At 47.8% G+C, this 25,550-nt stretch carries 24 protein-coding genes and 1 tRNA gene; 1 reads left to right on the top strand and 24 read right to left on the bottom strand.

Annotation, left to right across the window (positions count from 1 at the left end; translation table 11 throughout):
- Nucleotides 1–235: 235 nt before the first annotated feature.
- From lysS to tilS, 11 genes are all read right to left on the bottom strand, one after another.
- Entirely contained in the window at nt 236–1,720 is a 1,485-nt protein-coding gene (lysS, locus tag IQ294_RS15700; protein ID WP_203334991.1) for a lysine--tRNA ligase, read from the bottom strand.
- A gap of 178 nt (nt 1,721–1,898) precedes the next feature.
- Entirely contained in the window at nt 1,899–2,384 is a 486-nt protein-coding gene (gene folK, locus IQ294_RS15695) for a 2-amino-4-hydroxy-6-hydroxymethyldihydropteridine diphosphokinase (RefSeq protein WP_203334990.1), read from the bottom strand.
- Nucleotides 2,381–2,746 (bottom strand): dihydroneopterin aldolase, encoded by a 366-nt coding sequence (gene folB, locus IQ294_RS15690; RefSeq protein WP_203334989.1) that lies wholly within the window; start codon nt 2,744–2,746, stop codon nt 2,381–2,383. The genes folK and folB overlap by 4 nt, the downstream gene beginning before the upstream one ends.
- Nucleotides 2,746–3,552 (bottom strand): dihydropteroate synthase, encoded by an 807-nt coding sequence (gene folP / locus IQ294_RS15685; protein ID WP_203334995.1) that lies wholly within the window; start codon nt 3,550–3,552, stop codon nt 2,746–2,748. Before folP ends, folB begins: the two co-directional genes overlap by 1 nt.
- A 137-nt stretch (nt 3,553–3,689) precedes the next feature.
- Nucleotides 3,690–4,622, bottom strand: coding sequence for a cysteine synthase A (cysK, locus tag IQ294_RS15680; RefSeq protein ID WP_203334988.1), 933 nt, complete (start codon nt 4,620–4,622; stop codon nt 3,690–3,692).
- A 100-nt stretch (nt 4,623–4,722) separates the two neighbouring features.
- On the bottom strand, nt 4,723–5,667 hold the full coding sequence (locus tag IQ294_RS15675) for a peptidylprolyl isomerase (protein WP_203334987.1): 945 nt from the start codon (nt 5,665–5,667) through the stop codon (nt 4,723–4,725).
- Nucleotides 5,651–6,532, bottom strand: coding sequence for an Hsp33 family molecular chaperone HslO (hslO, locus tag IQ294_RS15670; protein ID WP_203334986.1), 882 nt, complete (start codon nt 6,530–6,532; stop codon nt 5,651–5,653). The genes IQ294_RS15675 and hslO overlap by 17 nt, the downstream gene beginning before the upstream one ends.
- Nucleotides 6,533–6,550: 18 nt before the next feature.
- Nucleotides 6,551–7,318 (bottom strand): type III pantothenate kinase, encoded by a 768-nt coding sequence (locus IQ294_RS15665; RefSeq protein ID WP_203334985.1) that lies wholly within the window; start codon nt 7,316–7,318, stop codon nt 6,551–6,553.
- 115 nt (nt 7,319–7,433) lie between these two features.
- Entirely contained in the window at nt 7,434–9,449 is a 2,016-nt protein-coding gene (gene ftsH / locus IQ294_RS15660) for an ATP-dependent zinc metalloprotease FtsH (protein ID WP_203334984.1), read from the bottom strand.
- 120 nt (nt 9,450–9,569) lie between these two features.
- Nucleotides 9,570–10,121 carry a hypoxanthine phosphoribosyltransferase gene (gene hpt / locus IQ294_RS15655; RefSeq protein ID WP_203334983.1) on the bottom strand — a complete coding sequence of 184 codons (552 nt, stop codon included), beginning with the start codon at nt 10,119–10,121 and terminating at the stop codon, nt 9,570–9,572.
- A 23-nt stretch (nt 10,122–10,144) separates the two neighbouring features.
- Nucleotides 10,145–11,545 (bottom strand): tRNA lysidine(34) synthetase TilS, encoded by a 1,401-nt coding sequence (tilS, locus tag IQ294_RS15650; protein WP_349291379.1) that lies wholly within the window; start codon nt 11,543–11,545, stop codon nt 10,145–10,147.
- A 239-nt stretch (nt 11,546–11,784) separates the two neighbouring features.
- Between tilS and IQ294_RS15645 the strand changes: the two genes are divergently transcribed.
- Nucleotides 11,785–11,858 (top strand) — tRNA-Met (locus IQ294_RS15645).
- 49 nt (nt 11,859–11,907) lie between these two features.
- Here IQ294_RS15645 and IQ294_RS15640 read toward each other — a convergent pair.
- From IQ294_RS15640 to IQ294_RS15580, 13 genes are all read right to left on the bottom strand, one after another.
- Nucleotides 11,908–12,378 carry a DinB family protein gene (locus IQ294_RS15640; RefSeq protein ID WP_203334981.1) on the bottom strand — a complete coding sequence of 157 codons (471 nt, stop codon included), beginning with the start codon at nt 12,376–12,378 and terminating at the stop codon, nt 11,908–11,910.
- 122 nt (nt 12,379–12,500) lie between these two features.
- Nucleotides 12,501–12,929: a S1 domain-containing RNA-binding protein gene (locus IQ294_RS15635; protein ID WP_203334980.1), complete on the bottom strand. Its 429-nt coding sequence runs from the start codon at nt 12,927–12,929 to the stop codon at nt 12,501–12,503.
- Between the two features lie 140 nt (nt 12,930–13,069).
- Nucleotides 13,070–13,456, bottom strand: coding sequence for an FtsB family cell division protein (locus IQ294_RS15630; RefSeq protein WP_203334979.1), 387 nt, complete (start codon nt 13,454–13,456; stop codon nt 13,070–13,072).
- A gap of 105 nt (nt 13,457–13,561) precedes the next feature.
- A complete protein-coding gene (locus IQ294_RS15625) occupies nt 13,562–13,852 on the bottom strand; it encodes an RNA-binding S4 domain-containing protein (protein ID WP_203334978.1) in 291 nt (96 codons plus the stop codon).
- A gap of 2 nt (nt 13,853–13,854) precedes the next feature.
- Nucleotides 13,855–15,318 carry a bifunctional methyltransferase/pyrophosphohydrolase YabN gene (gene yabN, locus IQ294_RS15620; protein ID WP_203334977.1) on the bottom strand — a complete coding sequence of 488 codons (1,464 nt, stop codon included), beginning with the start codon at nt 15,316–15,318 and terminating at the stop codon, nt 13,855–13,857.
- On the bottom strand, nt 15,315–16,919 hold the full coding sequence (locus IQ294_RS15615; RefSeq protein ID WP_349291378.1) for a putative polysaccharide biosynthesis protein: 1,605 nt from the start codon (nt 16,917–16,919) through the stop codon (nt 15,315–15,317). Before IQ294_RS15615 ends, yabN begins: the two co-directional genes overlap by 4 nt.
- 27 nt (nt 16,920–16,946) lie before the next feature.
- Nucleotides 16,947–20,480 (bottom strand): transcription-repair coupling factor, encoded by a 3,534-nt coding sequence (gene mfd / locus IQ294_RS15610; protein ID WP_203334976.1) that lies wholly within the window; start codon nt 20,478–20,480, stop codon nt 16,947–16,949.
- A gap of 63 nt (nt 20,481–20,543) precedes the next feature.
- Nucleotides 20,544–21,107: an aminoacyl-tRNA hydrolase gene (gene pth, locus IQ294_RS15605; protein WP_203334975.1), complete on the bottom strand. Its 564-nt coding sequence runs from the start codon at nt 21,105–21,107 to the stop codon at nt 20,544–20,546.
- 115 nt (nt 21,108–21,222) lie between these two features.
- The gene (locus tag IQ294_RS15600) at nt 21,223–21,864 is read right to left on the bottom strand and encodes a 50S ribosomal protein L25/general stress protein Ctc (protein WP_203334974.1); all 642 of its coding nucleotides are present in this window, start codon (nt 21,862–21,864) and stop codon (nt 21,223–21,225) included.
- Between the two features lie 94 nt (nt 21,865–21,958).
- Nucleotides 21,959–22,921 (bottom strand): ribose-phosphate diphosphokinase, encoded by a 963-nt coding sequence (locus IQ294_RS15595; RefSeq protein WP_203334973.1) that lies wholly within the window; start codon nt 22,919–22,921, stop codon nt 21,959–21,961.
- Nucleotides 22,922–22,934: 13 nt separating this feature from the next.
- Entirely contained in the window at nt 22,935–24,308 is a 1,374-nt protein-coding gene (gene glmU, locus IQ294_RS15590; RefSeq protein ID WP_203334972.1) for a bifunctional UDP-N-acetylglucosamine diphosphorylase/glucosamine-1-phosphate N-acetyltransferase GlmU, read from the bottom strand.
- Between the two features lie 327 nt (nt 24,309–24,635).
- Nucleotides 24,636–24,920, bottom strand: coding sequence for a septation regulator SpoVG (spoVG, locus tag IQ294_RS15585; protein WP_203334971.1), 285 nt, complete (start codon nt 24,918–24,920; stop codon nt 24,636–24,638).
- A gap of 254 nt (nt 24,921–25,174) precedes the next feature.
- Nucleotides 25,175–25,549, bottom strand: a complete 375-nt coding sequence (locus IQ294_RS15580) for a RidA family protein (protein ID WP_203334970.1) — start codon at nt 25,547–25,549, stop codon at nt 25,175–25,177.
- Nucleotide 25,550: the final 1 nt, after the last annotated feature.

The raw sequence follows: 25,550 nt of genomic DNA, 5'->3' as shown, positions 1-25,550 counted from the left end.
TTTTGCTGTTCAGTTTTCAAGGTTCAAATGTTTAAGCTGTTATGTGAAACAGCGACTTTTCAATATTACCAATTCCCTTAATGAATGTCAACGATTAAATTTATTATTTTTTCGAGCCTTTAAACAAATCAAAAACGCGACAAGAATTAGTATATCACCTTACACTTTAGAAAACAACTATTATTTTTAAAAAAGAACTCAGTTTAATACTGAGCTCTTTTTACCCTTTATTAAGTTACTCCCGTGGGCGCATTTGCGGGAATAAAAGAACGTCTCTAATCGAAGCAGAATCCGTTAATAGCATAATCAATCTGTCGATCCCTATTCCTAGACCCCCAGTTGGAGGCATTCCATATTCAAGCGCTTCTATAAAGTCTTCATCCATTTCATGTGCTTCATCATTGCCCTCAGCTTTTTCAATCAATTGAGCTTCGAATCTTTGTCTTTGATCGATTGGATCGTTCAATTCAGTGAAGGCATTTGCATGCTCGCGTCTGACAATGAATAATTCAAATCTGTCAGTGAAACGTTCGTCTTCCGGATTTTTCTTGGCAAGAGGAGATATTTCGACTGGATGGCCAAAGATAAATGTAGGCTGAACCAGTTGCTCTTCGACTTTCTGCTCAAAGAATTCATTTAAGATATGGCCAACTTCCATTGTATCCTTTATCTCGATATTGTGTTCTTTAGCAAGGGCTTGAGCTTCTTCTTTAGTCATTGCCTTCCAAAAATCCACCCCGACGTATTCTTTTACAGCGTCCGCCATGTGAAGACGTTTCCAGCCCGGTGCCAGATTAATCTCTTCCCCATTATAGCTGACAGTGGTTTTACCCAATACTTCTTGGGCTACATGAGCGACCAGGTTTTCTGTTAGCTCCATTATATCGTTGTAATCTGCATAGGCTTCATATAGTTCCAGCATGGTAAATTCAGGATTATGGCGAGTCGAGATCCCCTCATTACGGAATACCCGGCCAATTTCATACACTTTTTCCAATCCGCCGACAATGAGACGTTTTAAATGCAGCTCAATTGCGATTCGGATATAAAGCTCCATGTCCAAAGCATTGTGGTGAGTTTCAAATGGACGTGCCGCCGCTCCTCCAGCAATTGAATGCAGCATCGGCGTCTCCACTTCAAGGAATCCTAAGTTATCCAAGTAACGGCGCATCGCTTGGATAATACGGCTGCGAAGAATGAAAGTCTCTTTGCTTTCTTCACTTGTAATAAGGTCTAAATAACGTTGGCGATAGCGTTGTTCGATATCTTTTAGTCCGTGGAACTTTTCAGGTAACGGGCGCAGAGCCTTTGTTAAAAACTCAACCTCTTTTGCTTTTACCGATAATTCACCGACATTCGTTTTGAAAACTGTCCCTTTGACACCTATAATGTCACCGAGGTCGGCTGTATTGTAGAAATTGTATGCTTCTTCCCCGATAGCATCTTTACGGACATAAATCTGGATTTGCCCTTTCAGGTCCTGAAGATGGGCAAAGCCAGCTTTACCTTTGCCTCGCTTTGTCATTATACGTCCAGCAATCACTACTTCATGGCCAGCTTCTTCCAACTCTTCTTTTGAAAAGCCTTCATATTGCTGCACAACATCTTCTGACAAATGTGTGCGTTCAAATCGTTTACCGAAAGGATCCATTCCGTGGTCACGGAAATTCTGCATTTTTTGGCGTCTCACCAATAATTGATCGTTTAACTCTTCTGACATTCTCTACACTCCTTCATTTATTAAAACCACGCTCATTCGTGTATTTATCTATTGTACACAATTTCTCTGCATGCTACATAAAAAACGCTGTCAAAAAGATGACAGCTGAAAATCAATTGTTCAATGAAAGTCCTATAACCTGCAAATATCCATCGGATCAGGACTTTTGATCACGCTTCTATTCTTCAGAGACAAATGAATCGACGCTATTGTAAGTCCTCCATATTTCAATGCCTTCCCTTTGAGGTTCAATAAAGTCCTGCGCACCATCAATTTCGAGTAAAGGCACCAACACGAATGCTCGCTCATGCATACGCGGATGTGGGATGGTGAGTCTTTCCGAATCCATTCTGTCTTGATTAAACAATAAAATATCCAAATCTATCGTTCGAGGACCCCACCTTATTTCGCGTTTCCGGTCCAGCTTCCTTTCGATTTCCTGGCAAACATCTAGCAGGGCCGGAGCAGAAAGATCGGTATGAACTAGAATAACCATATTCAGAAAAGCCTCTTGTTCGGTGAAACCGACAGGAGCCGTTTCATATATAGAAGAAACTTTGGAAACTTCAATAGAAGAATGCTCCGTTAATAGGCGCACCGCTTGCTTTAGCATCTCCAGGCGATCACCCATATTTGAACCCAGCGATATAAAGCTTCTATTCATATGAACTCTCCTCTAGTGATCTCCACCGCCACCGATTTATAATGGCCTGGAATCGGCGGATCGGGTTTTATCAGGTGGATTCGAATGCCTTTTACTAAAGGATGAGCGGACAGAATTCGGGCAGCCAGGTTTTCCGCCACAGCTTCGAGCAATTTTTTCGGCTCGCCTTCGACAATCGATTTGCATGTATTATAGACCTCTCCATAATGGACAGTGTGCTCCAAGGCATCTGTGTCACCGGCTTTCTTCAAATCTACAGCCAATGAAACCGTCACCCTGAAACGCTGGCCAAGCTTTGTCTCTTCCGGAAAAACGCCATGGTAACCATAGAATTCCATCTCGTTCAAATGAATATAATCCATCATTCCACCCCTTCATATTTCACTTTGCCATTCAATATATCCATCATTCTTAACGCCCGCACTGTTTCTTTCACATCATGGACGCGGACAATGGCGCATCCTTTTAACGCTCCGTAACAAGCTGTAGCCAGCGACCCTTCAAGCCGTTCGCTAACAGGAAGGTCCAGCACTTTTCCGATCATCGACTTGCGGGAGGTTCCCAATAAAACCGGATAGCCGAGTTCTGCAAACTGATCCAATAATTGCATCATTTCGATATTCTGGCTCGTGGTCTTTCCAAATCCGATGCCAGGGTCGAGCCAAATTTTTTCTTTTCTCACACCGGCAGCCACGGCAATCCGAACACTTTCTTCCATATCCAGTTTAACGTCAGTCCAAAAATCAGTATATGCCGTATCGTTGCGGTTATGCATCAATATAATCGGGACTTCATATTTTGCTGCCATTTCTGCTATGGCAGGATCGTATTTCGCTCCCCAGATATCGTTGATAATGTCAGCACCGGCAGCCAGTGCCGATTCTGCGACCGCAGATTTATAGGTGTCGATGGAAATGGTGACATCTAACCGTTCTTTTATCGCCTTGATAACAGGCACCACGCGGCTGATTTCCTCTTTTATGGAGACCTGTTCATGGCCAGGACGAGTGGATTCTCCCCCTATATCGATAATATCTGCCCCTTGTGCCGTCATCACTTCCGCACGTTTTACAGCATTTTCCACAAAGTTGTATTTGCCCCCATCAGAAAACGAATCCGGGGTGACATTCAAAATACCCATCACCAATGTTTTTTCATCCAGCTTCATGTCCAAAATCAACACCGCCCATTTAAATAAAGTAATTGATATTTCCCGGGAAATAATCCATAACTACATCTTAACGCGAAAAGTTCTTTTTTCACACAAAAAAGGGACATGCGCCGGCATGTCCCTTAAGATGGTTCTCAGTTATTCTCTTCAAATTGATAGAGCGGTGTGCTCAGGTAACGCTCTCCGTTGGAAGGAAGAACAGTGAGCACTTTTTTACCTTTGCCAAGGCGTTTCGCCAGCTCCAGCGCCGCGTATACGGCAGCTCCAGAAGAAACACCGCCCAAGATGCCTTCTTCACGGGCAACTTTTCTGGCAGTATCGTAGGATTGTTCATTTGAAACCTGGATCACTTCATCGTAGATTTCCGTGTCCAATACATTCGGAACGAATCCTGCACCGATTCCCTGGATTTTATGCGGGCCGGGTTTACCGCCCGATAACACCGGTGAATCAGTCGGCTCAACTGCAGCAATCAGGATGTTCGGATATTTCTCTTTCAAAACCTGGCCTGCACCAGTAATCGTTCCGCCAGTACCGATACCTGACACGAATGCATCCAATTGGTCACCCATCGCTTCAACGATTTCAGGGCCGGTCGTCAGGCGATGCACTTCCGGATTCGCTTCATTATTGAATTGTTGCGGCATGAACCAGTTGTTGTCAGCTGCTTGTTTTTCCGCCATCTTGATAGCGCCGTTCATCCCTTCCGCTCCAGGAGTCAAAATAAGTTCAGCTCCATATGCACGAAGGAGGTTACGGCGTTCCATACTCATCGTATCGGGCATTACCAATACTGCTTTATAGCCTTTGGCAGCTGCAATCATCGCTAAACCGATCCCTGTGTTGCCACTCGTCGGTTCGATGATGACATCACCCTCTTTTAAATCGCCGGACTTTTCAGCCGCCTCGATCATAGCCAAGGCAATCCGGTCTTTTACGCTGCTTCCCGGGTTAAAATACTCCAGTTTCAGATATACTTCTGCATCCTCCGGACCAGTTAAACGGTTTAGTTTGACGATAGGTGTCTGTCCAATCAAACCTGTAATATCATTTGCAATACGAGCCATTTTCAACACTCCTAATCCCTAGTAGTTTAATCGGCATTTCATTAATATATCGTATCAATGTTTTGCCCATAGTGTCAAACGGCAGGATTGGCCTGCAGGTTTATTCGCCATAAAACCATTCGGTATCGAATTCCTGCCAGAAAGCTTCAGGCGTCACCGATTGCGGCAATTGTTCCAGCGCCAGTTCACGGCTGATATGGCCTTCCACATCTTTATATGTAAACGTATTGCCTTCCGCTTTTTCAGTGACTGTGATTACTGCCGCCCGGCCATCGGCCAATGTCAGCGGTTCGGACCAGCCCTCCACGTCAACTCCGGATACGGCATTTGATATCGCCGTATCGATTGTGGATTGACCCGGTACAATATAGCCAATGTCACCGCCCAGGCTGCCGGTGGCGGTATCCACCGACCGCTCCCGCGCCAGGGCCTCAAATGACGAACCGTTTCCGAGTTCTTCTATAACCCCCTGCGCTTCCTGTGTCGTCTCCAACACAATCATCCGGGTCCTATACGAATCCGGAACGTCGTAAAGCGCCTGATTTTCCTGATAAAAAGTTTCGATTGCTGCATCTTCAATCACGATATCCTTGGTCAGCACCTTTTCGAGGATCAACTGTGCTTTCACTTTTTCCCGCATATGTTCAGTATCCGAGGAATAAAGCATCACCTCGCTGCCGTCCCGTGCCGAACGCATCATCGCCAGCTCCAGATCGATTTCTTTATCGCTGACTTTGATGCCGTATTCTTTTGCAGCTGTTTCCATGACTTTCAAATTCACGAGTTCAAGCAAAGTTTCACGTCCATGCTGCTCTTCCATTGCGGCCATCCATTCCTGGCGAGTGATTTCCTGGCCGTCTACAGAAGCCACTTCTTCATCGCCCTCCGGATTGTTCGGAATGAGCCAAGCGATGAACCACAACAGATTTCCCACAAACAGGATCAGCAGCAGAATCATCAATGGTTTTGTTTTCAATCTTCTTCTGGGTCTGCCCGCATCACTTGTTGCTATGCGGACATCCCTGTCATCACGCCTGTAGCTCATCGATCATCGCTTCCAGTTCTTCTTTTGAATAGTTATAGGTTTCAAGACAGAAATGGCATTGTGTTTCGGCTTTGCCTTCTTCATCGATGATTTGTCCGATTTCCTCGGCACCGAGTCCCATGATTCCTTCGGCAAACCGTTCCTTGGAACAATTGCATTCAAATTTCACCGGCATTCTATCCAGGATTTCAACATTGTCTCCACCGAAGATTTCATTCAGGATCGCTTCCGGACTTAAGCCGCGCTGAATCATTTTTGAAACCGGCTCAATGGATGCTAACCGATTTTCGAGTTTTGAAATCGCTTCTTCTTCCGCGTTCGGCATCACCTGTACGATAAAACCTCCAGCTGCGAGCACCGAATTATCCGTATCCACCAATACCCCGAGTCCGACTGAAGACGGAACCTGTTCAGAAACAGCAAAATAATAAGTAAGATCTTCTGCAATTTCTCCAGACACAATTGGACTCTGGCCGGTGAAGAAATCACGCATCCCGAGATCCTTGATGACGGAAAGCATTCCATCTGTGCCGACTGCGCCGCCGACATCCAATTTCCCTTTGGCATTAAGGTCAAGATGCGTTTGCGGATTTTTTGCGTAGCCACGCACGCCGCCGTTCGCATTGCTGTCGACAAGAACCGGGCCAAGCGGACCTCCGCCATCAATTTTCAATACGACTTTGTCGTCGCCTTTCAGCATTGCGCCGAGCATGACGCCGCCAGTCATCAAACGTCCAACTGCAGCTGTAGCGGTCGGCCACATCTTATGCCTCTTTTGTGCTTCCCCCACAGTTTCGGTACTATCCACCGCGAATACACGGATGCTGCCATCAAAAGCAAGCCCCCGCACTAAATAATCTGCCATTCGAATCTCCCTTTCCTGTTAAGCTTCATTGCGTTTATAAATTAAATATAAACCTTTTAAAGTTAAAAACGGCTCCACTTTGTCGATCAGTTTTGATTCGGCTGCGATCAAAGATGCCATTCCGCCTGTCGCGATGACAGTCGGCACTTCCCTGCTTTCCATTTTCATCCGCGTGATGATGCCTTCCGCCTGTCCGACAAAACCGTAGACGATGCCAGCCTGCATAGCGGAAACCGTATTTTTGCCGATGATGCTGTCCGGCCGGGCAATTTCAATGCGCGGCAATTTTGCGGCACGGCTGTAAAGCGCTTCTGTGGAAATGCCAATGCCGGGAGCAATGGCACCACCCATATACTGATGTGCTTCATTGATGTAACAATAAGTGGTCGCCGTGCCGAAATCGGCAATGATCAGCGGACCGCCGTATTCATGGATAGCTGCTACGGCATTGACGATCCGGTCAGCGCCGACTTCCCGCGGGTTATCGTATTTGATGTTCAATCCAGTTTTCAGTCCTGGACCGACAACGAGCGGTTTCAATCCGAAATACTTTAACGCCATCCGTTCAAGTGCAAACATGATTGGCGGTACGACAGACGACATGATGATGCCCGTGACTTCAGAAAACTGTAATCCAGCGTCAGCCAGAAAAGCTTTGACCTGCATGCCATATTCGTCTTCTGTTTTATGACGGTCTGTTTCCATCCGCCAATGATGGGTCAAGTCGCCCTGATTGTAAATTCCCATCATAATATTGCTGTTTCCGATATCCATTGCAAGAATCATTTTGCGTTCCCCATTTATCTGCAATTTTCCAAAATATCATACCATAGTTTCAAGTGAAAGAAAAAAAGCTGACTGCCTTTTCCTTTTAGGAACCGGGCAGTCAGCTTTCAATCTATTATTTGCGATCTTCCTGGATAGGACCTTTAACTTCCGTTGATGAGTCTTCACTCGGAAGGTCTCCAGCTGAAGGGTCATTCGGAGCTCCTGTTACATCAGGAGTTTCCGGTTCTTTTTCCAGATTGACTTCTTTATTTTCATTTTCGAAATCGCCGTTCAATGCTTCATATGAACGCTCCGGCAGTGTGCCGTGCTCTTTCAAATGCTGGATTTGAGCGGCATCCAGTGTTTCAACTTCAAGCAATGTCTGCGCAAGCAATTCGAGAAGATCCTTGTTCTCGGTAAGAATCTCTTTTGTGCGGATGTATTGCTCTTTGATGATGCGCTGGATTTCCTGATCGATTTCAAAAGCGATGGCGTCTGAATAATTTTGCTCTGAGTTGAAATCGCGGCCAAGGAAAACATTTCCGCCTTGTGCCTGACCGAATTGGATCGGTCCGATCTTATCGCTCATCCCATATTCCGTCACCATGCTGCGGGCGATAGCCGTTGCACGCTGGAAGTCGTTATGGGCGCCGGTTGAAACTTCCCCGAAAGTCAAATCTTCGGCAACACGGCCGCCGAGCAATCCGGCAATCTTATCAAGCAATTCAGGTTTCGTCATAAAGTAACGGTCTTCTCTTGGAAGCATGACCGCATATCCGCCAGCTTGTCCGCGAGGAACGATTGTTACTTTATGAACGATATCGGCATCATCCAGAACCAGACCGATGACTGTGTGGCCTGATTCGTGGTAAGCGACGATATTTCGTTCTTTTTTCGAAATGACACGATTCTTTTTGGCAGGACCGGCAATTACACGATCCGTTGCTTCGTCGATATCGGACATATCAATTTTGAGTTTATTGCGGCGGGCTGCAACAAGTGCCGCCTCGTTCAGCAAGTTCTCTAAATCTGCACCCGAGAATCCTGGAGTACGCTGAGCGATAGCTTTCATATCCACAGATTCGTCAAGCGGTTTATTGCGTGCATGCACTTTCAATACTTCTTCGCGTCCTTTTACATCCGGGCGGCCAACTGTGATCTGACGGTCGAAACGGCCAGGGCGCAGAAGTGCCGGGTCCAGGATATCCGGACGGTTTGTCGCTGCAATAATGATGATACCTTCGTTGGCGCCGAACCCGTCCATTTCAACCAATAATTGGTTCAATGTCTGTTCACGTTCGTCGTGTCCGCCGCCGAGGCCTGCGCCACGCTGACGTCCAACTGCATCGATTTCATCGATGAAAATGATACATGGTGCATTTTTCTTGGCGTTTTCGAACAGGTCACGGACACGTGATGCCCCGACCCCTACGAACATTTCCACGAAATCTGAACCACTGATTGAGAAGAACGGCGTACCCGCTTCTCCAGCAACCGCACGGGCAAGCAATGTTTTACCGGTACCCGGAGGTCCGACAAGCAAGATCCCTTTTGGTATGCGTGCACCGATGTCAGCGAATCTGCGCGGATCTTTCAGGAAATCAACAACTTCAACAAGTTCCTGTTTCTCTTCATCCGCTCCAGCTACATCATCAAAGCGCACTTTCTGCTTCTGATCGTCATACAGCTTCGCTTTACTTTTGCCGAAGTTCATCACACGGCCGCCTCCGCCGCCTTGTGACTGATTCAGCAAGAAGAAGAAAAGGATGAAGATGATGATGAAGGGAATGATGCCAGTGAAGAATGAAACCCAACCGCTCGTCTGCGGCGCTTCGAGATAGTTGATCTCAGCACCATCAGCTCTTGCGACTTCATCGATCTGGTTCATCAACGCTTCGTTTTCCAGAGGAATGTTCGTTACGAACGATTGATCCTCATCGTAATTATCCAATGACCCAGTCACCTGATAAACCATGGACGTCGGCTGAATGGTCACTTCTTTGATCTGTCCGGATTCCAGTGCCTGTAAAAATTCGTTATATCCTATATCTTCAGTAGGTTGTCCACTATTATTAAATGTCCCCAGAATACCGATAATAACTAGGAAAATCAGTAAATAAAATATGGTGTATCGAAATATCCGATTCATCCCAAGCCTCCTCAAAAAGTTTCCCAAAACTATACTAAATACTAACATAGGAACATTTAAGCACACAACGATAAGCACTCGTCCAACGAGTTAAATCGAATATTCGTGAATTATATATGCTTATTCTGTGTCGTCGCTGTAAACTTCAGGCTTGAGAACGCCGATGTACGGCAGATTACGGTATTTTTCCGCGAAGTCAAGACCGTATCCGACTACGAAAGCATCCGGCACTTCAAAGCCGATATAATCTGCTTTCAAATCCACTTTCCGGCCGCTCGGCTTATCCAAGAGCGTGACAATTTTTATCGAATTCGCTTTGCGGTATTTGAAGAGGTCCACCAGATAGCTGAGCGTCAGTCCGCTGTCGATGATATCTTCGATGATTAACAGGTCGCGTCCTTCTACGCTGGCGTTCAGGTCTTTGATGATTTTAACTTCCCCTGAAGAAACAGTGGCGTTGCCGTAGCTGGAAACATCCATGAAATCCATTTCGACATAGCCGTCAAAGCGTTTCATCAAGTCTCCCATAAATGGCATCGCACCTTTTAATACGCCAATGGCCAACGGATACTTATCCTTATAGTCGTTCGTCAGGATTTCTCCCAGTTCACGGGCTTTCTCCTGAAGCCGTTCTTCAGAGATTAATATTTCTTCGATGTCTTTCTGCAACATAAGTGGACCTCCTATATTTCGCTTTAGCGATTTTCACAATTTTGTTCTGCCAGCACCCAATTATCCTGCGGGCGGGGGGAGCGGCTGATATGCAGGGACGGGCGTAAACCCGGCACCAGCAAAATTTCCCCCTTGCCGTCAGTAATGACGGGCCAATCTTTGCGGAGCGGCGCAGGCACTTTTTCATCAATCATGAGCCGCGCCACTTTTTTGGAACCGATCATCCCGGGCAAGTGAATCCGATCCCCCGGCAGCCTGCTGCGGATCTGCAGCAGGGGTTCGGCTGATTCAGAAAAATACCATGCACTGGCACCTTCCTGTTCTTTGAACTGATGGATCGGCACCAGCCTGTAACGAAAATTATTCACTGCCGCCGACCAGTCCTCCGAAATCTGCAAAGGGAATCCTTCAGGGGCGGCCAGTAAATTGCGGCGGCTGAATAACACACGATCATATTGCCGGACCATTCTATAATGCTGCGGCAAATGCAGGAAAACAGTGCCCGATGAACTTTGCATCATCTCCTGCATTTGTTCGGCAAGCTGTCTTGTGACAATTACTTGCTCCCTGCCATATAGATAGTTTAATAGTAGTAGAACCATTCTTTTTTGTAAAGCGGATGCATGGGATCTGAAGCTTTCGGCTGACAATGAAAATTCGGGCCCCTCGGAAGAAATGAGGTGATCCAATTTTTCCTGTGCCAGCTCCATAAGAAATTTTTGATCTTCCTGCAGGCTTTCAGATAATTCCACAAACTGTTTCGATACGTCAGCGTTTTCTTTTTTTAATTCGGGTACGACATTTTTACGGATGCGGTTCCGTGTATAGGTATTCTCTGCATTGCTTGGGTCTTCCCGGAACGGGATGCGGTTGGCCTCTGCATACGCAGCAATCTCCTGCTTGGTGACCGCCAGAAGCGGCCGGATCAGCATGCCGCCTTCGAAAGGACGGCTGGACGGCATGCCGAATGAACCGGATTGCAGCGTGCCCCGCAGCCCCGACAGCAGGATGGTCTCGAGCTGATCATCAGCATGATGGGCAGTCGCAAATTTCGAAGCCCCGGTGGCTGACATCATTTCTCCAAAAAATTGATACCTTTCCTGTCGGCAGATCTGCTGTTTATTGCCGCCCCCGGCTTCAAGGATTGCGGGAATCGGAATATCGCGGCTGTGGCAGGTAACGCCCCATTCGCTGCACATGCGTTCCGTGAAAAGCCGGTCCTCGGCCGATTCATCGCCCCGCAGCATATGATTGACATGGACCGCTTCCACTGTAATTGACAATTCCTTTTCCTGGGATTTGAGGTAATGCAGCAGCACCATCGAATCGATCCCTCCCGAGCAGCCGATCAGCACACGGTCTCCAGGTTCCAGGAGTTTATGTCTGGTTTGGTAATCGGCTATCTGTTCATGGAAATTCTTCACTTGTTCCTCCTCCATTACCGTGGCGGGTTTTCTTCTAAAAAGGTTGCCGATTTTTTTCAAATTGGTAATTGACTTTCTTTCACATCCTATAGTATGATATGAAATGTCCGTTTCAACANCTTGTTCCTCCTCCATTACCGTGGCGGGTTTTCTTCTAAAAAGGTTGCCGATTTTTTTCAAATTGGTAATTGACTTTCTTTCACATCCTATAGTATGATATGAAATGTCCGTTTCAACAAGGCGGCGTAGCTCAGCTGGCTAGAGCGTACGGTTCATACCCGTGAGGTCGGGGGTTCGATCCCCTCTGCCGCCATCTTATAGAAATAAGCGTCCCTTTCGCGGGGACGCTTATTTTTTATGCCTTATTTCTCTAAAAAAGTATCAATCTGCCGGCGGTGATGGGCGTCGTGCGACAGGAGCCCTTCAAAATATTCGGCTGCATTTGTCTGATGTCTCTCGACTGTAAATGGAGCTTTATAAGCGCCCGCATCCATTTCTTCAATCGCTTTGGCCAATAAAGCACGCTGTTTTTGAGCGTTCGCAAGGATCGGAGGAAATTCTCCATCTTTGACATTCTCGACAGCCTGCCGATTGAACGCATCCACATCCGGCATCGATGGGATTTCCGCGCCTTCTGTCATGAACGGAAGACGTTCCTCCCTCATGAACCGGTCCCAAGCCCCGAGATGTGCGATGATTTCCGAAACTGACCATTTTCCTTCCGCTATCGGTTCATGCGCCGCTTGATCAGTTTCAATGCGCGTATTCAATGAAGCCAAATAAACTTCGTATTCCGTAAAAGCTTCCAGCAATTGTTCTTTTTCCATCCTCATCATCACTCTCCAGCAGGAATTTTATTATAAAAAAACGCTTCCCGAGTTGAGAAGCGTTCCATTATCAAATATGTTTCAGCTGAGCTGAAGCATTTTTCCATGCCATTAAAACAGCTAGCAAGTTAGCCTCTTTTTGCACCTCGGCCGCCACGCTTGGATTCTGTAGCACGCTTCAAAGTCGTCATGTTTTCTTCGCTGTCCTTCAGGAACTTCGCCATTTTTGTTTCAAAGTTCTCTTTTGGTGCGCGGTCAAACGAACGATTGCTTGGACGTGGACGTTGTGGGCGATCTGGACGTTGTGGTGCGCCTTCCGGCTGTGGTTTTGCTTTGCGAATGGAAAGGCCGATTTTGCCGTCAGCTTCCACATTCATCACTTTCACTTCAACCATTTCCCCAACTTTTAAATGATCGTTGATGTCTTTTACATAGTTGTCGGCGACTTCACTAATATGCACGAGGCCTGTAGCACCAGTTGGAAGCTGAACGAACGCTCCAAAATTTGTAATACCTGTAACTTTACCTTCTAACTTGCTGCCTACTTCAATCGACATAAAAAAAATGCTCCTCCTTAAAAATTAAGATGGCCTGTTATCAAGCCATTAAGTTATGGTAACGGTTTGCCGTCACACTTTTAATTATAACCATGAAAAAAAGAGTGTCAACTGACTACTCTTTTTAACCCTTTTTTTCTTCACTTTTCAGGCAAGGTAAAAATGATTTCCCCGTTTTCCGAAACGAACAGTTCCTTCTTCGCCAGTTTCGCCAGGTATTCATCATCATTCAGCAGAATAATCTGCTCCTGTAATTTCACTTGCTCTTTCTTGACGTCTTTCAGGGCAAGCTGCGCTTCTTCACGCAATTGCTCTTTTTCAGTCAATGTCTGCGACTGCGCATAAATCGTTGTCCCGATCCAGATGGTTGCGAGCATCACCACGAGCCCGAAAACAGCCAGCCTTCTGAACAGGCGGACTTTATGCGCCATCTGTCTTTTTTCCTTGCGTTCCACCGAGCGGACATAGTCATTTTGTATTGAAGCGACTTCCGGAGCGGCGGTGGACTTTTCTCTCTTCAAACTCATGACTTGTTTCCCCCTTCGCTTACGTTGATGCCATTATACCTGAAAACCCTTACTTATATAAGAGGTTTTTGCAATTCTTCAAAAATAAACCTGATGACGCAACTCTTACGTTTCGTCATCGATGAATTCAGGTTCGATCTTTTCAAGCTTTTCCTCTTTCAAGATCGTATACATATTGGCCGTCTCTTCTTTACGTGCGTTTTCTTTCAGCATATCCACCCGTACGGTGACCACTTTCTGGCCGAAACGGATCTGCAGTTCATCATTTTCCTTGATGACTGAACTGGCTTTTGCTTTATTGCCATTTACGGTGATACGGCCCTGGTCGGCCACTTCTTTTGCCAATGTCCGGCGTTTGATCAGCCGGGAAACTTTCAAAAATTTATCGAGGCGCATAATTACTCTCCCTTTCTTGCCAATCGCTTGGCTTCATTCCAAAAACCATCCAGCTGGTCCAGTGTATAATCGATGAAGCTGCCGGTTCCTTCTTTCACTTTCTTTTCTACGAATCCGAAACGGCCGCGGAATTTGCGGTTTGCCTGGACCATCGCCTGCTCCGGCGATAAATCATGGAACCGGGCGATATTGACAAGCGTGAACAGCAAATCGCCCAGTTCATCGAGCTGCTCTTCTTTGGAACCATTCGCCAGCTCAACCTTGAATTCCTGCAGTTCTTCTTCGAATTTCTGCCAGGCGCCTTCTGCATCATGCCATGTGAACCCGACTTTTGCGGCTTTTTTCTGGTAGTTATAAGAGGTCGTCAAGGACGAACTGAAACGGTCCTGACCGTCCAGCAGCGAATTACCCACCGGTTTTTCCTGTGCTTTAATCGCTTGCCAATTGCTGACCACATCGTCCGAACCCTCGACTTTCGCGTCTCCGAAAACGTGCGGATGGCGCCGGATCATTTTCGCGCTGATCGATTCGAGCACATCTTCAAGTTGGAAATATCCATTGTCCTGGCCGATTTGCGTGTGCAAAAACACTTGCAATAAAACATCGCCCAGCTCTTCCGCAATGGCCTCGTCATCCTGCTCCTCAATCGCCTGCAGCAATTCATGCGCTTCTTCCAATAGATATGGCATCAGGCTTTCATGCGTCTGTTCGCGGTCCCACGGGCAGCCGTCCGGGCTGCGAAGCGTCGCAATGACTTCGCGGAATGTCTGCCATTCCTTCAAGCGCTGTTGCGCATCCATTGCCGGTGGCACATACACGGTCGTCAGGTTGTCGATTTCAGCCGCGCGGTCCAGTTCATGGAGCGGCACAGTCCGCAATTGCTCCTGAGCTGAGCCCGCTGCGGTGACAATCGTGACGGGATAATCATCCGGATATTTTTCCATCAATGTCAATTTCGCTTCCGATGCGGTGAACGTATCGTAAATTTGGGCAATCAGGATATGCTGCGTCATATTCAAATAATCGCTTTTCATTGTCATCCCATCGACCAATTGAAAACCGTCGATCGGATCAATGCGGAGAGCACCGAAAATCGAATCCAGGAAACTGCTGCCGCCTTCTATCATCAGACTGCAGCGGCCGGATTTCTCAGCTTCGATCAAATGCTGGACGGTCTGCTCTGCTACAAGGGGATGGCCCGGCACCGCATACGTGACGGTGCCTTCTTCCGACAATTGAATCAGCGTATCTGCAATTTCGCGGTACACGGGAGCGAAATCGTCATGCTTTTCGTAAACAGCATCAAAACTTTCATAAGTAAGCCCTTCTTTCGCCAATTCAGCGAGAACAGGGTGGTCAGCGGTACGGACGTATAGCCGCTCCGCATTTTTTAATTTTCTATAGACACCGAGCGGCAGCTGGTCGAGATCTCCAGCACCGAGACCGATGATGTGAATCTTCTTCATCGTCCATCACCTTTTTTCTTTGAATTGAGGATCAATTGCAGTTTGGCCATTTTCCGGCCGAACGGCATGACATACCATTGTCTTTCTGTAATGATGCGGCTTTTGGCAATAAGTGCGAGAAATACTGCCGCACCGAGCGGCACCGCTGTCAAAGCTGTCAGCGCTGAGCCGAAACGGCCCGGCAATGCAGCGAATACGACGGTGTCCGCAGCGACGGCCCAGATGACCACCACTGCTCCCATCGAGGCCGATGCCAATGCCAGCCAGGCGTAAAATTGAGCAGGTGCAAATCGCAGAGGCCAGATTTTCTTGAAGTAAAGAAGCAGGCCCCCAACAATAAATGCAAGGCCCAGATTCCCTGCCAACGCGGCGCCCATGACACCATAGAGCGGAATCAGCAGCCAGTTGCCCATTATTTTCACGAAGAGGCCGCCTGCCATCAGAAGCGCAGGCACCTTCACTTTACCGATGCCGTGAAGCAGCGCCGTCAAAATGAGCAGCAGCGACATCCAGACAATCTGCCAGCTGAAAACGACCAGCGCTGCAGATTCATCCCGTGTCTGAAACAGCATTTCATTGACATAAGGCATGACGAACGTCAATCCGGCGGCTGCGGCTACAGCGAACAGCAATGAAATCCGGTAAGCGAGTTTTGCATACAGTTCTGCTGAACGGCCATTTCTTTTCCGCTGCATCTGCGCAACCAGCGGCACAATCGACAGCGCGAGCGAAGTCGCTACAAGCAAGCCGAATTGCGCGAGAGGCTGGCCCCGGTCATAGATGCCCTTTTTTTCCATGGCTTCCATTGTGCCGATCCCGCTATCTTCCAACAAACGAAAAATCGTAAACGAATCAGCCATCTGGAAAATGAGCAGGATCAGCGAACTCATGCTGACGCTCAAACTGATGGCCAGCATCTTTTTGACAGTCGGCCATACAGGAAGCGCCACCGGCTCCGGAACATTGCTTACATGTTTATTGACATAATAAATCAGCAGCCCGACCGCAGCAAGTTCGCCTGCGACTGCCCCGAGCATGGCGGTCTGGCCTGCCGTATACAATGAAAATCCTTGCGTCACCACGATCCAGGTGCCGACTAAGATAATGGTCACCCGGACCGCCTGCTCCATCACCTGGGCATAGGCTACCGGCTGCATGAAGCTGCCCGCCTGAAAAGATCCTTTCATCACTGCGAGCGGCGCCATCAGCAGCACCGCAAATGAACCGACTTTCAGCAAGGCACTCAACCGGGCATCCCCCATCCATGCTGCCAATAAATCCGCCCCGGCAAAAAGCAGGCCGAAAATAAGCAGCGAAAGGATGGCGATTGTCCAGAAAGCGATCCGGAAAATCGCCCGATGTTCCCCCTTTTGGGAATCCGCCAGCATTTTGGAGACGGCAACGGCAAAGCCATAGGAAGTCCAGACACCGAACACCGCGATAAACGGATAGACCTGCTGGTAAATATAAAAGCCCTGGTCCCCGACCATATTCTGGAACGGCACGCGGTAAACGGCACTGAGTATTTTTACGATCAGCCCGGCGAGCGTCAAAAGGACAGCGCCTTTCATAAATGATTTCATCGCACCTTCTGTGTTCAACCGGATTCACCCATTTCATCTATCTCTTTAATTTGCCGCTTCTGTTTCCCGGAGCGATTCCGGCAATAATTTCATCATGCCTTCCAGTACATCGAAAGGATGGTGTTTAGCGGTTTTATTTTCATCGATTGTCATGACGAGCTGCTGGCCGGACATGGAGAAGCCGACTGCGCGTCCGAAGGCGGCAGATTCTTCGACCAGTTTGCCGCCATTGACAGCGGCTGTACCTTTTTCGCTGAGCCGGATGGTGATGATTTTGCCATTTTGTTTGATCGATTCGACACCCACCTGGCGTCCCCACACTTTCATGAGCGCAATGCGGAGCAGACGGTCCGCTTCAAGCGGCAGATCGCCGAAACGGTCGATCAGTTCATCCTGCAGCTCCGACACTTCTTCCACTTCATCGATGCCCTTAACGCGTTTATACATTTGAATCTTTTGGTAACCGTCATTGATATAGGAATCCGGAATATAAGCATCGATATCGAGCGAAATTTCGATTTCCTGCACCGGCTCTTTTTTGACGCCGGTCTGACGTTCTGCAATCGCTTCTTCCAGCATTTGCGAGTAAAGATCGAAACCGACGGAGTCAATAAAGCCGTGCTGCTGGGAACCGAGCAGATTTCCAGCGCCGCGGATGGTCAAATCGCGCATGGCGATTTTAAAACCGGATCCGAGTTCCGTGAATTCTTTGATGGCCATGAGGCGTTTTTCCGCTACATCCGTCAGCACTTTATCGCGCTGATACATGAAATAGGCATATGCGACGCGGCTGGAACGCCCGACGCGCCCCCGCAATTGATACAGCTGGGACAAGCCCATGCGATCGGCGTTTTCGACGATCAGCGTGTTGACGTTCGGGATGTCGATGCCCGTTTCAATAATGGTGGTCGTCACCAGCACATCGTAATCGCCGTCCAGGAAACTGAGGATGATCGATTCCAGTTCCGTTTCGGACATTTGTCCGTGTGCGTAGCCGATGCGTGCTTCCGGCACCAATTGCTGAAGCTCTTCCACTTTTCTCGTCATGTCCTGTACACGATTATAGAGATAGAACACCTGGCCGCCGCGCGCCATTTCACGCTCAATCGCTTCACGCACGAGCGCACCGTTCTGTTCCATGACATAACTCTGCACAGGGAAACGGTTTGCCGGCGGCGTCTCGATGACGGACAGGTCCCGTACGCCGATCATCGACATATGAAGGGTACGCGGAATCGGCGTCGCCGTCAGCGTCAGGACGTCGACATTCGTCTTCATCTGCTTGATCTTTTCTTTATGGGTCACCCCGAAACGCTGTTCTTCGTCGATGATCAATAAACCGAGATCTTTATAATGCATATCTTTCGACAGGATGCGGTGCGTCCCGACAACCACATCAACCGAGCCGTTTTTCAGGCCTTTGACGGTTTCCGTCTGCTGTTTTTTCGAACGGAAACGGCTCATGAGGCCGACTTCGATCGGATAATCCTTGAAACGTTCACTCATCGTTTCGAAATGCTGCTGCGCAAGAATCGTCGTCGGCACAAGGAATGCCACCTGTTTGCCGTCAAGTACCGCTTTGAAAGCGGCACGGATGGCGACTTCCGTTTTGCCGTAGCCGACATCGCCGCAGATCAGCCGGTCCATCGGGCGTTCTTTTTCCATATCTTTTTTCACTTCATTGATGGAACGAAGCTGATCCACCGTTTCATCGTACGGAAATTCCGCTTCAAACTGCCGCTGCATATCCTGCTCTTTTGAAAACGCATAGCCTTTCAGCGCTTCCCGTTCGGCATACAGTTTGATCAGGTCATCGGCAATGTCCTGAACCGCTTTCGACACTTTCGCCCGCGTCTTCTTCCACTCAGCGCCGCCCATTTTATGGAGTTTCGGTTCTTTTTCTTCCGATGCGATATATTTCTGGATCAGGTCGATCTGATCGACCGGCACGAATAATTTATCGTCCGCTTTATAGACGATATGAAGGTAATCTTTATGGACGCCTTTTACTTCAAGCGTCTCAATGCCGACATAACGCCCGATCCCGTGGTGGACATGGACGATATAGTCGCCCGGTTTTATTTCTGAATAGCTCTTGATGCGCTCGGCATTCGTCAGTTTCTGTGCCCGCGTCTTTTTCTTCGGCTGCTGTTTGAATAATTCGGAGTCGGTGATGACTGCGAAACGCTGCAGCGACATTTCAAAACCGTTGCCGAGATCGCCGTTCGCCAAATAGACCTTACCGGGTTGCACGGAAGTTGTGTCCATTAGAATCTCCGCTTCTATACCATAATCTTCCAGAACCGATCGTACTTTCCGCAAGCGCTCTTCTCCGTCCGCGATGACGAAAACACGGAATTTCCCTAACACCCAGCGTTCCATTTCCGCTTTCAATAAATTCATCTGACCATGGAAAGACTGCATCGGCTTACTGGAGAAGGCAACCGACTTCTTAATGGAAACCATTGGGAAAGTCCGGACAAATAAAGAAAGGTACGTGGTCTTCTGCGTGGCCCGGCTGATCACTTCCCGGAATGTATAAGACAGACTGACTCCCTGAAGAAACTTCCCTTCTTCAAGCAAGGAAACGATCCATTCGCCTTCCTCCCGTTCCAATGTTTCTGTCATTTCCTGAATACGGCCCAATTCATCAAAGAAAATAAAACCATTTCCCGGGAAATAATCACTCAAAGAAGCTGTTTGTGTCGGAACCAGTGAAGCATACTTTGCTGCCTGATCCGGCATATCGCCCTGGCGCAGGATATCGATATCGTGCTGGATTGTTTGAAGCAGTAACTCTTTCGTATCGTCAGCCTTTGTTTTCTTTAGTGTAATGGCCAATTGGTCTGCAATACGGTCTGCAAGTACCGCTCGCTGCGACCGGTCGAGAACCAGTTCGTTGGCAGGCAGAATGCACAGTGACGTGATTTTCTTCAACGAACGTTGATCTTCCGCATTGAAAAGCCTGATCGAATCGACTTCAGTATCAAATAACTCAATGCGCACCGGATGTTCAAAATTCAATGGATAAATATCGAGGATGCCGCCACGCAGGGCAAATTCCCCCGGTGCCGTCACCATGGTCGTGCGCGAATAACCCATCGCCACTAATTTCAGCAGCCATTTCTCCGCATCCAGCTCATCTCCGTCGTTCACTCGCAAAGTCGATGCTTCCCATTGTTCACGTGAAGGCAATAATTTCCGCATACCTGCTACAGGTGTGATATAGATGCCTTTGCCGGTACCTGCCATATGATCGAGGGTATCAATCCGGTGAGAACGGAGTTCAGGCCCTGAAAACGAAACATCCGCCGCAATCAATTCTTCAGCCGGATATAAATGAACAAGCTCTTCCCCCATTAATTTCACCAAATCATCGTAAACCCGCTGAGCATGCAGTAAATTTGGCGTGACAATCAGCATCGGTTCGTCTAGCTGTGCGTAAAGGGTGCGGTAGAATACAGTGCGTCCGCTGCCGGATAAACCTGAAACCAGCTGTTGGTCCTGCCCTTTCTTCAAATCGGCAATTAACTTTTGAACATGTGAATCCTCTGAAAACGCCTGCAATATATGATTCATGAAGATTCCTCCTTCCCGGGAAACAGAAAAAAGCTCTGGACGCCGTTGTGCGCCAAAGCAGATCTATGCTCCATTAAATTTAGTCATTACTTCGATAAACGGTTTAGAAAGCCAAAATTCGCAAGCATCTGCAGATTTTTGGACTGCATCCGCCATATCTGCACTTTCCTCTTTTGAAAATCGGGACAATACATAATCAGGAACTTTCATCCCGGCAGGCGGGCGGCTGATGCCGATCCGAATCCGGTTGAAATTTTGCGTCCCTAAGTGCTGGATCAATGATTTGATGCCATTGTGCCCGCCGGCGCTGCCTTTTTGGCGCAGCCTCAATTGTCCGGTCGGAAGATCCAGGTCATCGTAGATCACCGTGATGTCCTCTATCCCGATATCGTAATAATCCATTATGGCACTGACACTTTCGCCGGATAAATTCATATACGTCAACGGTTTCAACAGCATCACTTTGCCTTCCGGCCGGTGGATGACAGAATACATCCCTTTGAATTTCGCCTGTGTAAGCGGCGCATTCCATTTTGCTGCCAAATGATCGATGACATGAAAACCGATGTTGTGCCGTGTTTGTTCATAAGCTTTTCCTGGATTCCCCAGGCCTATTATCAATTTCATCGCAACTCGTCCTTTGCTGTTCACTGCTCTCTATTTTACCATATGCGCCTGGTAATGAAAAAATGGGGGCTGTCTGCAGACAGCCCCCGTTTCTTTTATTGTCATTTCGAACGAATTACTCTTTATCGGCTTCGTCGCCACCGACAACTTCCGGCTCAGCGCCTTCTGTTTCAGGAACTTCTTCAAGCTCATCCATTTCTTCCTGTGTACGTGGTGCTGTAACAGATACCAGGATGAAATCATCTTCATCAAGAAGCTCATAGGAAACAGTGCCGCGAATATCGCCTACAGTAAGTGTATCGCCGATTTCAAGTTTGCTTACATCCACTTCAAGCGCATCCGGAATATCCGAAGGCTTGACTTTGATGTTCACTTCACGGTTCGGCTGGTTCACAACGCCGCCCTCTTTTTCACCCGGTGATTCACCGATCAGGTGGACAGTCGCCGCTACTTCAAGCTCATCACTCATGTTGATCGCTAAAAAGTCGACGTGCTTGAAATTGCCTTTTAACGCATCCATTTGATAATCATTTAAAACCACATTCAAATTCGTGCCATCCAGTTCAAGGCTGATAACACCATTGCGTCCTGACTCACGCAAAGTTTTGATCAGATCTTTTTCCGATACGGTAAGTGGTGTCGTTTCAGCCTGGTAGCCGTAAACGACTCCTGGAACGTCACCTTTCGTGCGAAGTTCTGTCAATGCCGAATGCGGTGTTCCGCTTTCTCTTTTCAGTGCTTTCATCTTAATAGCCATAGTTATTTCATCCTCCAAGTTTTGTAAATGTCCATAATCAGTGTATACCCGTTACAGTCAAACCCTAAACTTTAGAGGGCGGGGGATTAAAGAATCAATCAAACAACGTGCTGACTGATTTTTGTTCGTGCACACGAACGATGGTTTCCGCCAATAATTTCGCTACAGATAATTGCTTGATCTTCGGTGATTTTTTCTCTTCCGGCAACGCGATGGAATTCGTGATGATCAATTCCTTGATGACGGAATCGTTGATGCGCTGAACGGCAGGCCCGGACAGGACCGGATGCGTACAGCAAGCGTACACTTCTTTTGCCCCACTTTCGATCAATGCACTGGCAGCGATTGAAATCGTGCCTGCTGTATCAATGATGTCATCGATGATGATGGCTGTTTTGCCTTCTACATTACCGACGATATTCATCACTTCAGCAACGTTCGGGCGCGGACGGCGTTTATCGATGATGGCAATCGGTGCTTTCAGGCGATCTGCCATTTTACGTGCGCGTGTCACACCGCCGTGGTCAGGTGATACGACGATGACATTTTCAAGGTCGATGCCGCTTTCGTTCAGGAAGTATTCCGACAGTAATGGTACTGCCACTAAATGGTCGATCAAAATATCAAAGAAGCCTTGAATTTGAGGTGCATGCAGATCCAGTACAACTACACGAGTAGCTCCAGCTGTCTCCAAAAGATTCGCCACCAGTTTCGCCGTGATCGGTTCACGCGAACGTGCTTTACGGTCCTGGCGGGCATAGCCATAATATGGGATGACCACATTGACTGTACGTGCTGAAGCGCGTTTGACCGCATCGATCATAATCAGCAATTCCATCAGGTTCTCGTTGACTGGCTGAGAAGTGGATTGAACGATGAAAACATCGTATCCGCGAATACTCTCTTCGATATTGATCTGGATCTCTCCATCGCTAAAGTGTGTAACTGAACTCTTTCCGAGTGGAATTCCAACGTGCGTTGAAATTTCCTCTGCCAATTCCCTGTTTGAATTCAATGAAAAGATTTTCAGTTTGCTGTCTGCATTTTGATACCCCATTAAGGTATACCTCCTATTTTTTTACGTTTAGTTTTGACGCATAGCCATCTTTATTTTCCTGACGCGCACGCGCAATTGCGAGGGCGTCATTAGGAACATCCTTGGAAATTGTCGAGCCTGCCGCTACGTAAGACCCTTTGCCGATGGTAACCGGAGCAATGAGGTTCGAGTTGCAGCCGATAAAGGAGTCATCTTCGATTTTCGTAAGATGTTTATTTTTACCGTCGTAATTGACCGTAATCGTGCCGCAGCCGATGTTGACGTTTGAGCCCACTTCCGCATCTCCGATATAGCTGAGGTGCGAAACTTTACTGCCGTTGCCAAGCACCGCTTTTTTCACTTCGACGAAGTTACCGATTTTCACTTTGTCGCCGAGGTTGCTGTCCGGACGGACGTGAGCGAAAGGCCCGATGTTCGTATCTGTGCCGATCACGCTATCGTAGACTTCGGAAGAACGAATTTCCGTGCGGTCACCGATCGTGCTCGATACAATGCGGCTGTTCGAAGAAATAAAGCAATCTTCGCCGATTATTGCAGGACCTTCGATCATGACGTTCGGATACAGCACTGTATCTGCTCCGATTTGGGCTTCCGCGCTGATATATGTGGATGACGGATCGATGATCGACACGCCGTTCCGCATATGTTTTTCAGCGATGCGGGCACGCATGATGCTTTCCGCCTGGCTCAAAGCTACACGGTCATTGACGCCAAGCGTTTCTTCAAAGCTGTCTGTCGCGTGTGCTGCCACGGTTTCATTTTGTTTCTGAAGGATTTCAATGACATCCGGCAAATAATATTCACCCTGTACGTTGTCATTCGATACCAGCTTCAATGCGTCAAACAAGGCTTCATTGTCAAAACAATATGTACCTGTGTTGATCTCTTTGACTTGCTGCTCTTCTGCCGATGCATCTTTTTGCTCGACGATCTTGGCTACCTGGCCGCTATCGTCGCGGATGATGCGCCCGTAGCCTGTCGGGTTGTCAGCCAAAGCTGTAAGGATTGTCGCTTTCGCAGCCGTCGCTTTATGGTGGTCAAGAAGCGCCTGCATCGTCTCCGGACGGATCAGCGGCGTATCTCCGCAGACCACCAATGTCGTGCCCGGCTTGCCTTCAATCAGCGAGGACGCCTGCTGAACCGCATGCGCCGTTCCGAGCTGCTCTTCCTGCAGCGCATATTCACTGCTGTCACCAAGCTGCTCTCTTACTTTTTCTGCTCCGTGTCCGACAATCGTCACGATTTTCTCCACGCCGAGCTGTGTGACATTGTTTGTCACATGCTCAACCATCGGCATGCCGCAGACAGGATGCAGCACTTTATACAATTTCGATTTCATGCGCGTGCCTTGTCCGGCCGCTAGTATTACCGCATATGTACTTGTCATATACCGATCCCTCCATCCGTCAATTTTTTAGTGAAATGTATTCTTAACCGCAACGCTTCTGCGTATGAGCGCAAAAAAAAGCCATTGCGGCATTTGCTTTTCTCTCTATATAAGCTTCAGTTTCCTGTTTCCGGATCGGCTCCAGGAACTGTTGAGCTGTTTCAGCCTTCTTAACTATATCGGAAAAAGCCTGATTTTTCAAGGTTCGGGGGCATTACAATACGGTGACGAAAACGAAAAGCGGAAACGGCTGTTCAGCATTTATCGAATTCTGTTCAAATCAAAAAAGAGCCCGGATGCTGCGTCAGGCTCTTTTGTCTCTTCTGCTTATACACCCGCTTCTTCAAAAACGGGATCACTCTCACTTTGTTCATAGGCAGCCAGTACAGCTTCCTGAAGTTTGTTGCGTGTTCCTGAATTGATTGGATGCGCTATATCTCTAAATTCGCCATCCGGTGTTCTTTTGCTCGGCATTGCCACAAAGAGCCCATCATTTCCATCGATCACCCGAATATCATGTACAACAAATTCGTTGTCCAGGGTGATGGAAGCGATTGCTCTCATCCGGCCCTCCGTTTGAACACGTCTCAACCTCACATCAGTTACTTCCATTCTCATCACCTCTCCCCTAAGATGTAGTTTTGGAGCTTATTTTTGGAGCTATTTTATGTTATTCGCTACTCAGGACTAATCTCCTTCAAAAATTACAAAATTTATTAGAATATTTTGTTTTTATGATAAGAAAAGCGACAGCGCCCGCTCAGCCTCGACAGGCAGAAGACGGATCGGCGGAGTGGCGCTCTTTGCCGCGCAGCTGGAATCCGGACAATAAAAAAAGCCGCCCTTTACAGGCAGCTTTCCTCACATCAATTAACTTCGGCGATGACTTCGATTTCCACTTTTACATCTTTCGGCAAACGTGCCACTTCGACAGTCGAGCGTGCCGGTTTGTGGTCCCCGAAATAAGAAGCATAGATTTCATTCAGCTCCGCAAAATCATTCATGTCCTTGATGAACACCGTCGTTTTCACAACTTGTTCCAATGACGAGCCCGCTTCAGCCAGCACCGCTTTCAGATTGGCGAAAACCTGATGGGTCTGATCTCCGATTGAGTGTCCTGCAATTTCACCCGCAGGCGTCAACGGAATCTGTCCTGAACTATAGAACATCTTGCCGGTTACGACACCTTGTGAATACGGTCCGATTGCTGCGGCTGCCTTATCAGTTGCTACAAATTTCATA

This window comes from Planococcus beigongshangi (assembly GCF_016820495.1).
Taxonomy (GTDB): Bacteria; Bacillota; Bacilli; order Bacillales_A; family Planococcaceae; genus Planococcus; species Planococcus beigongshangi.
The sequence above is the reverse complement of the archived record's forward strand: the minus strand, read 5'-3'. Positions and strand labels throughout refer to the sequence as shown.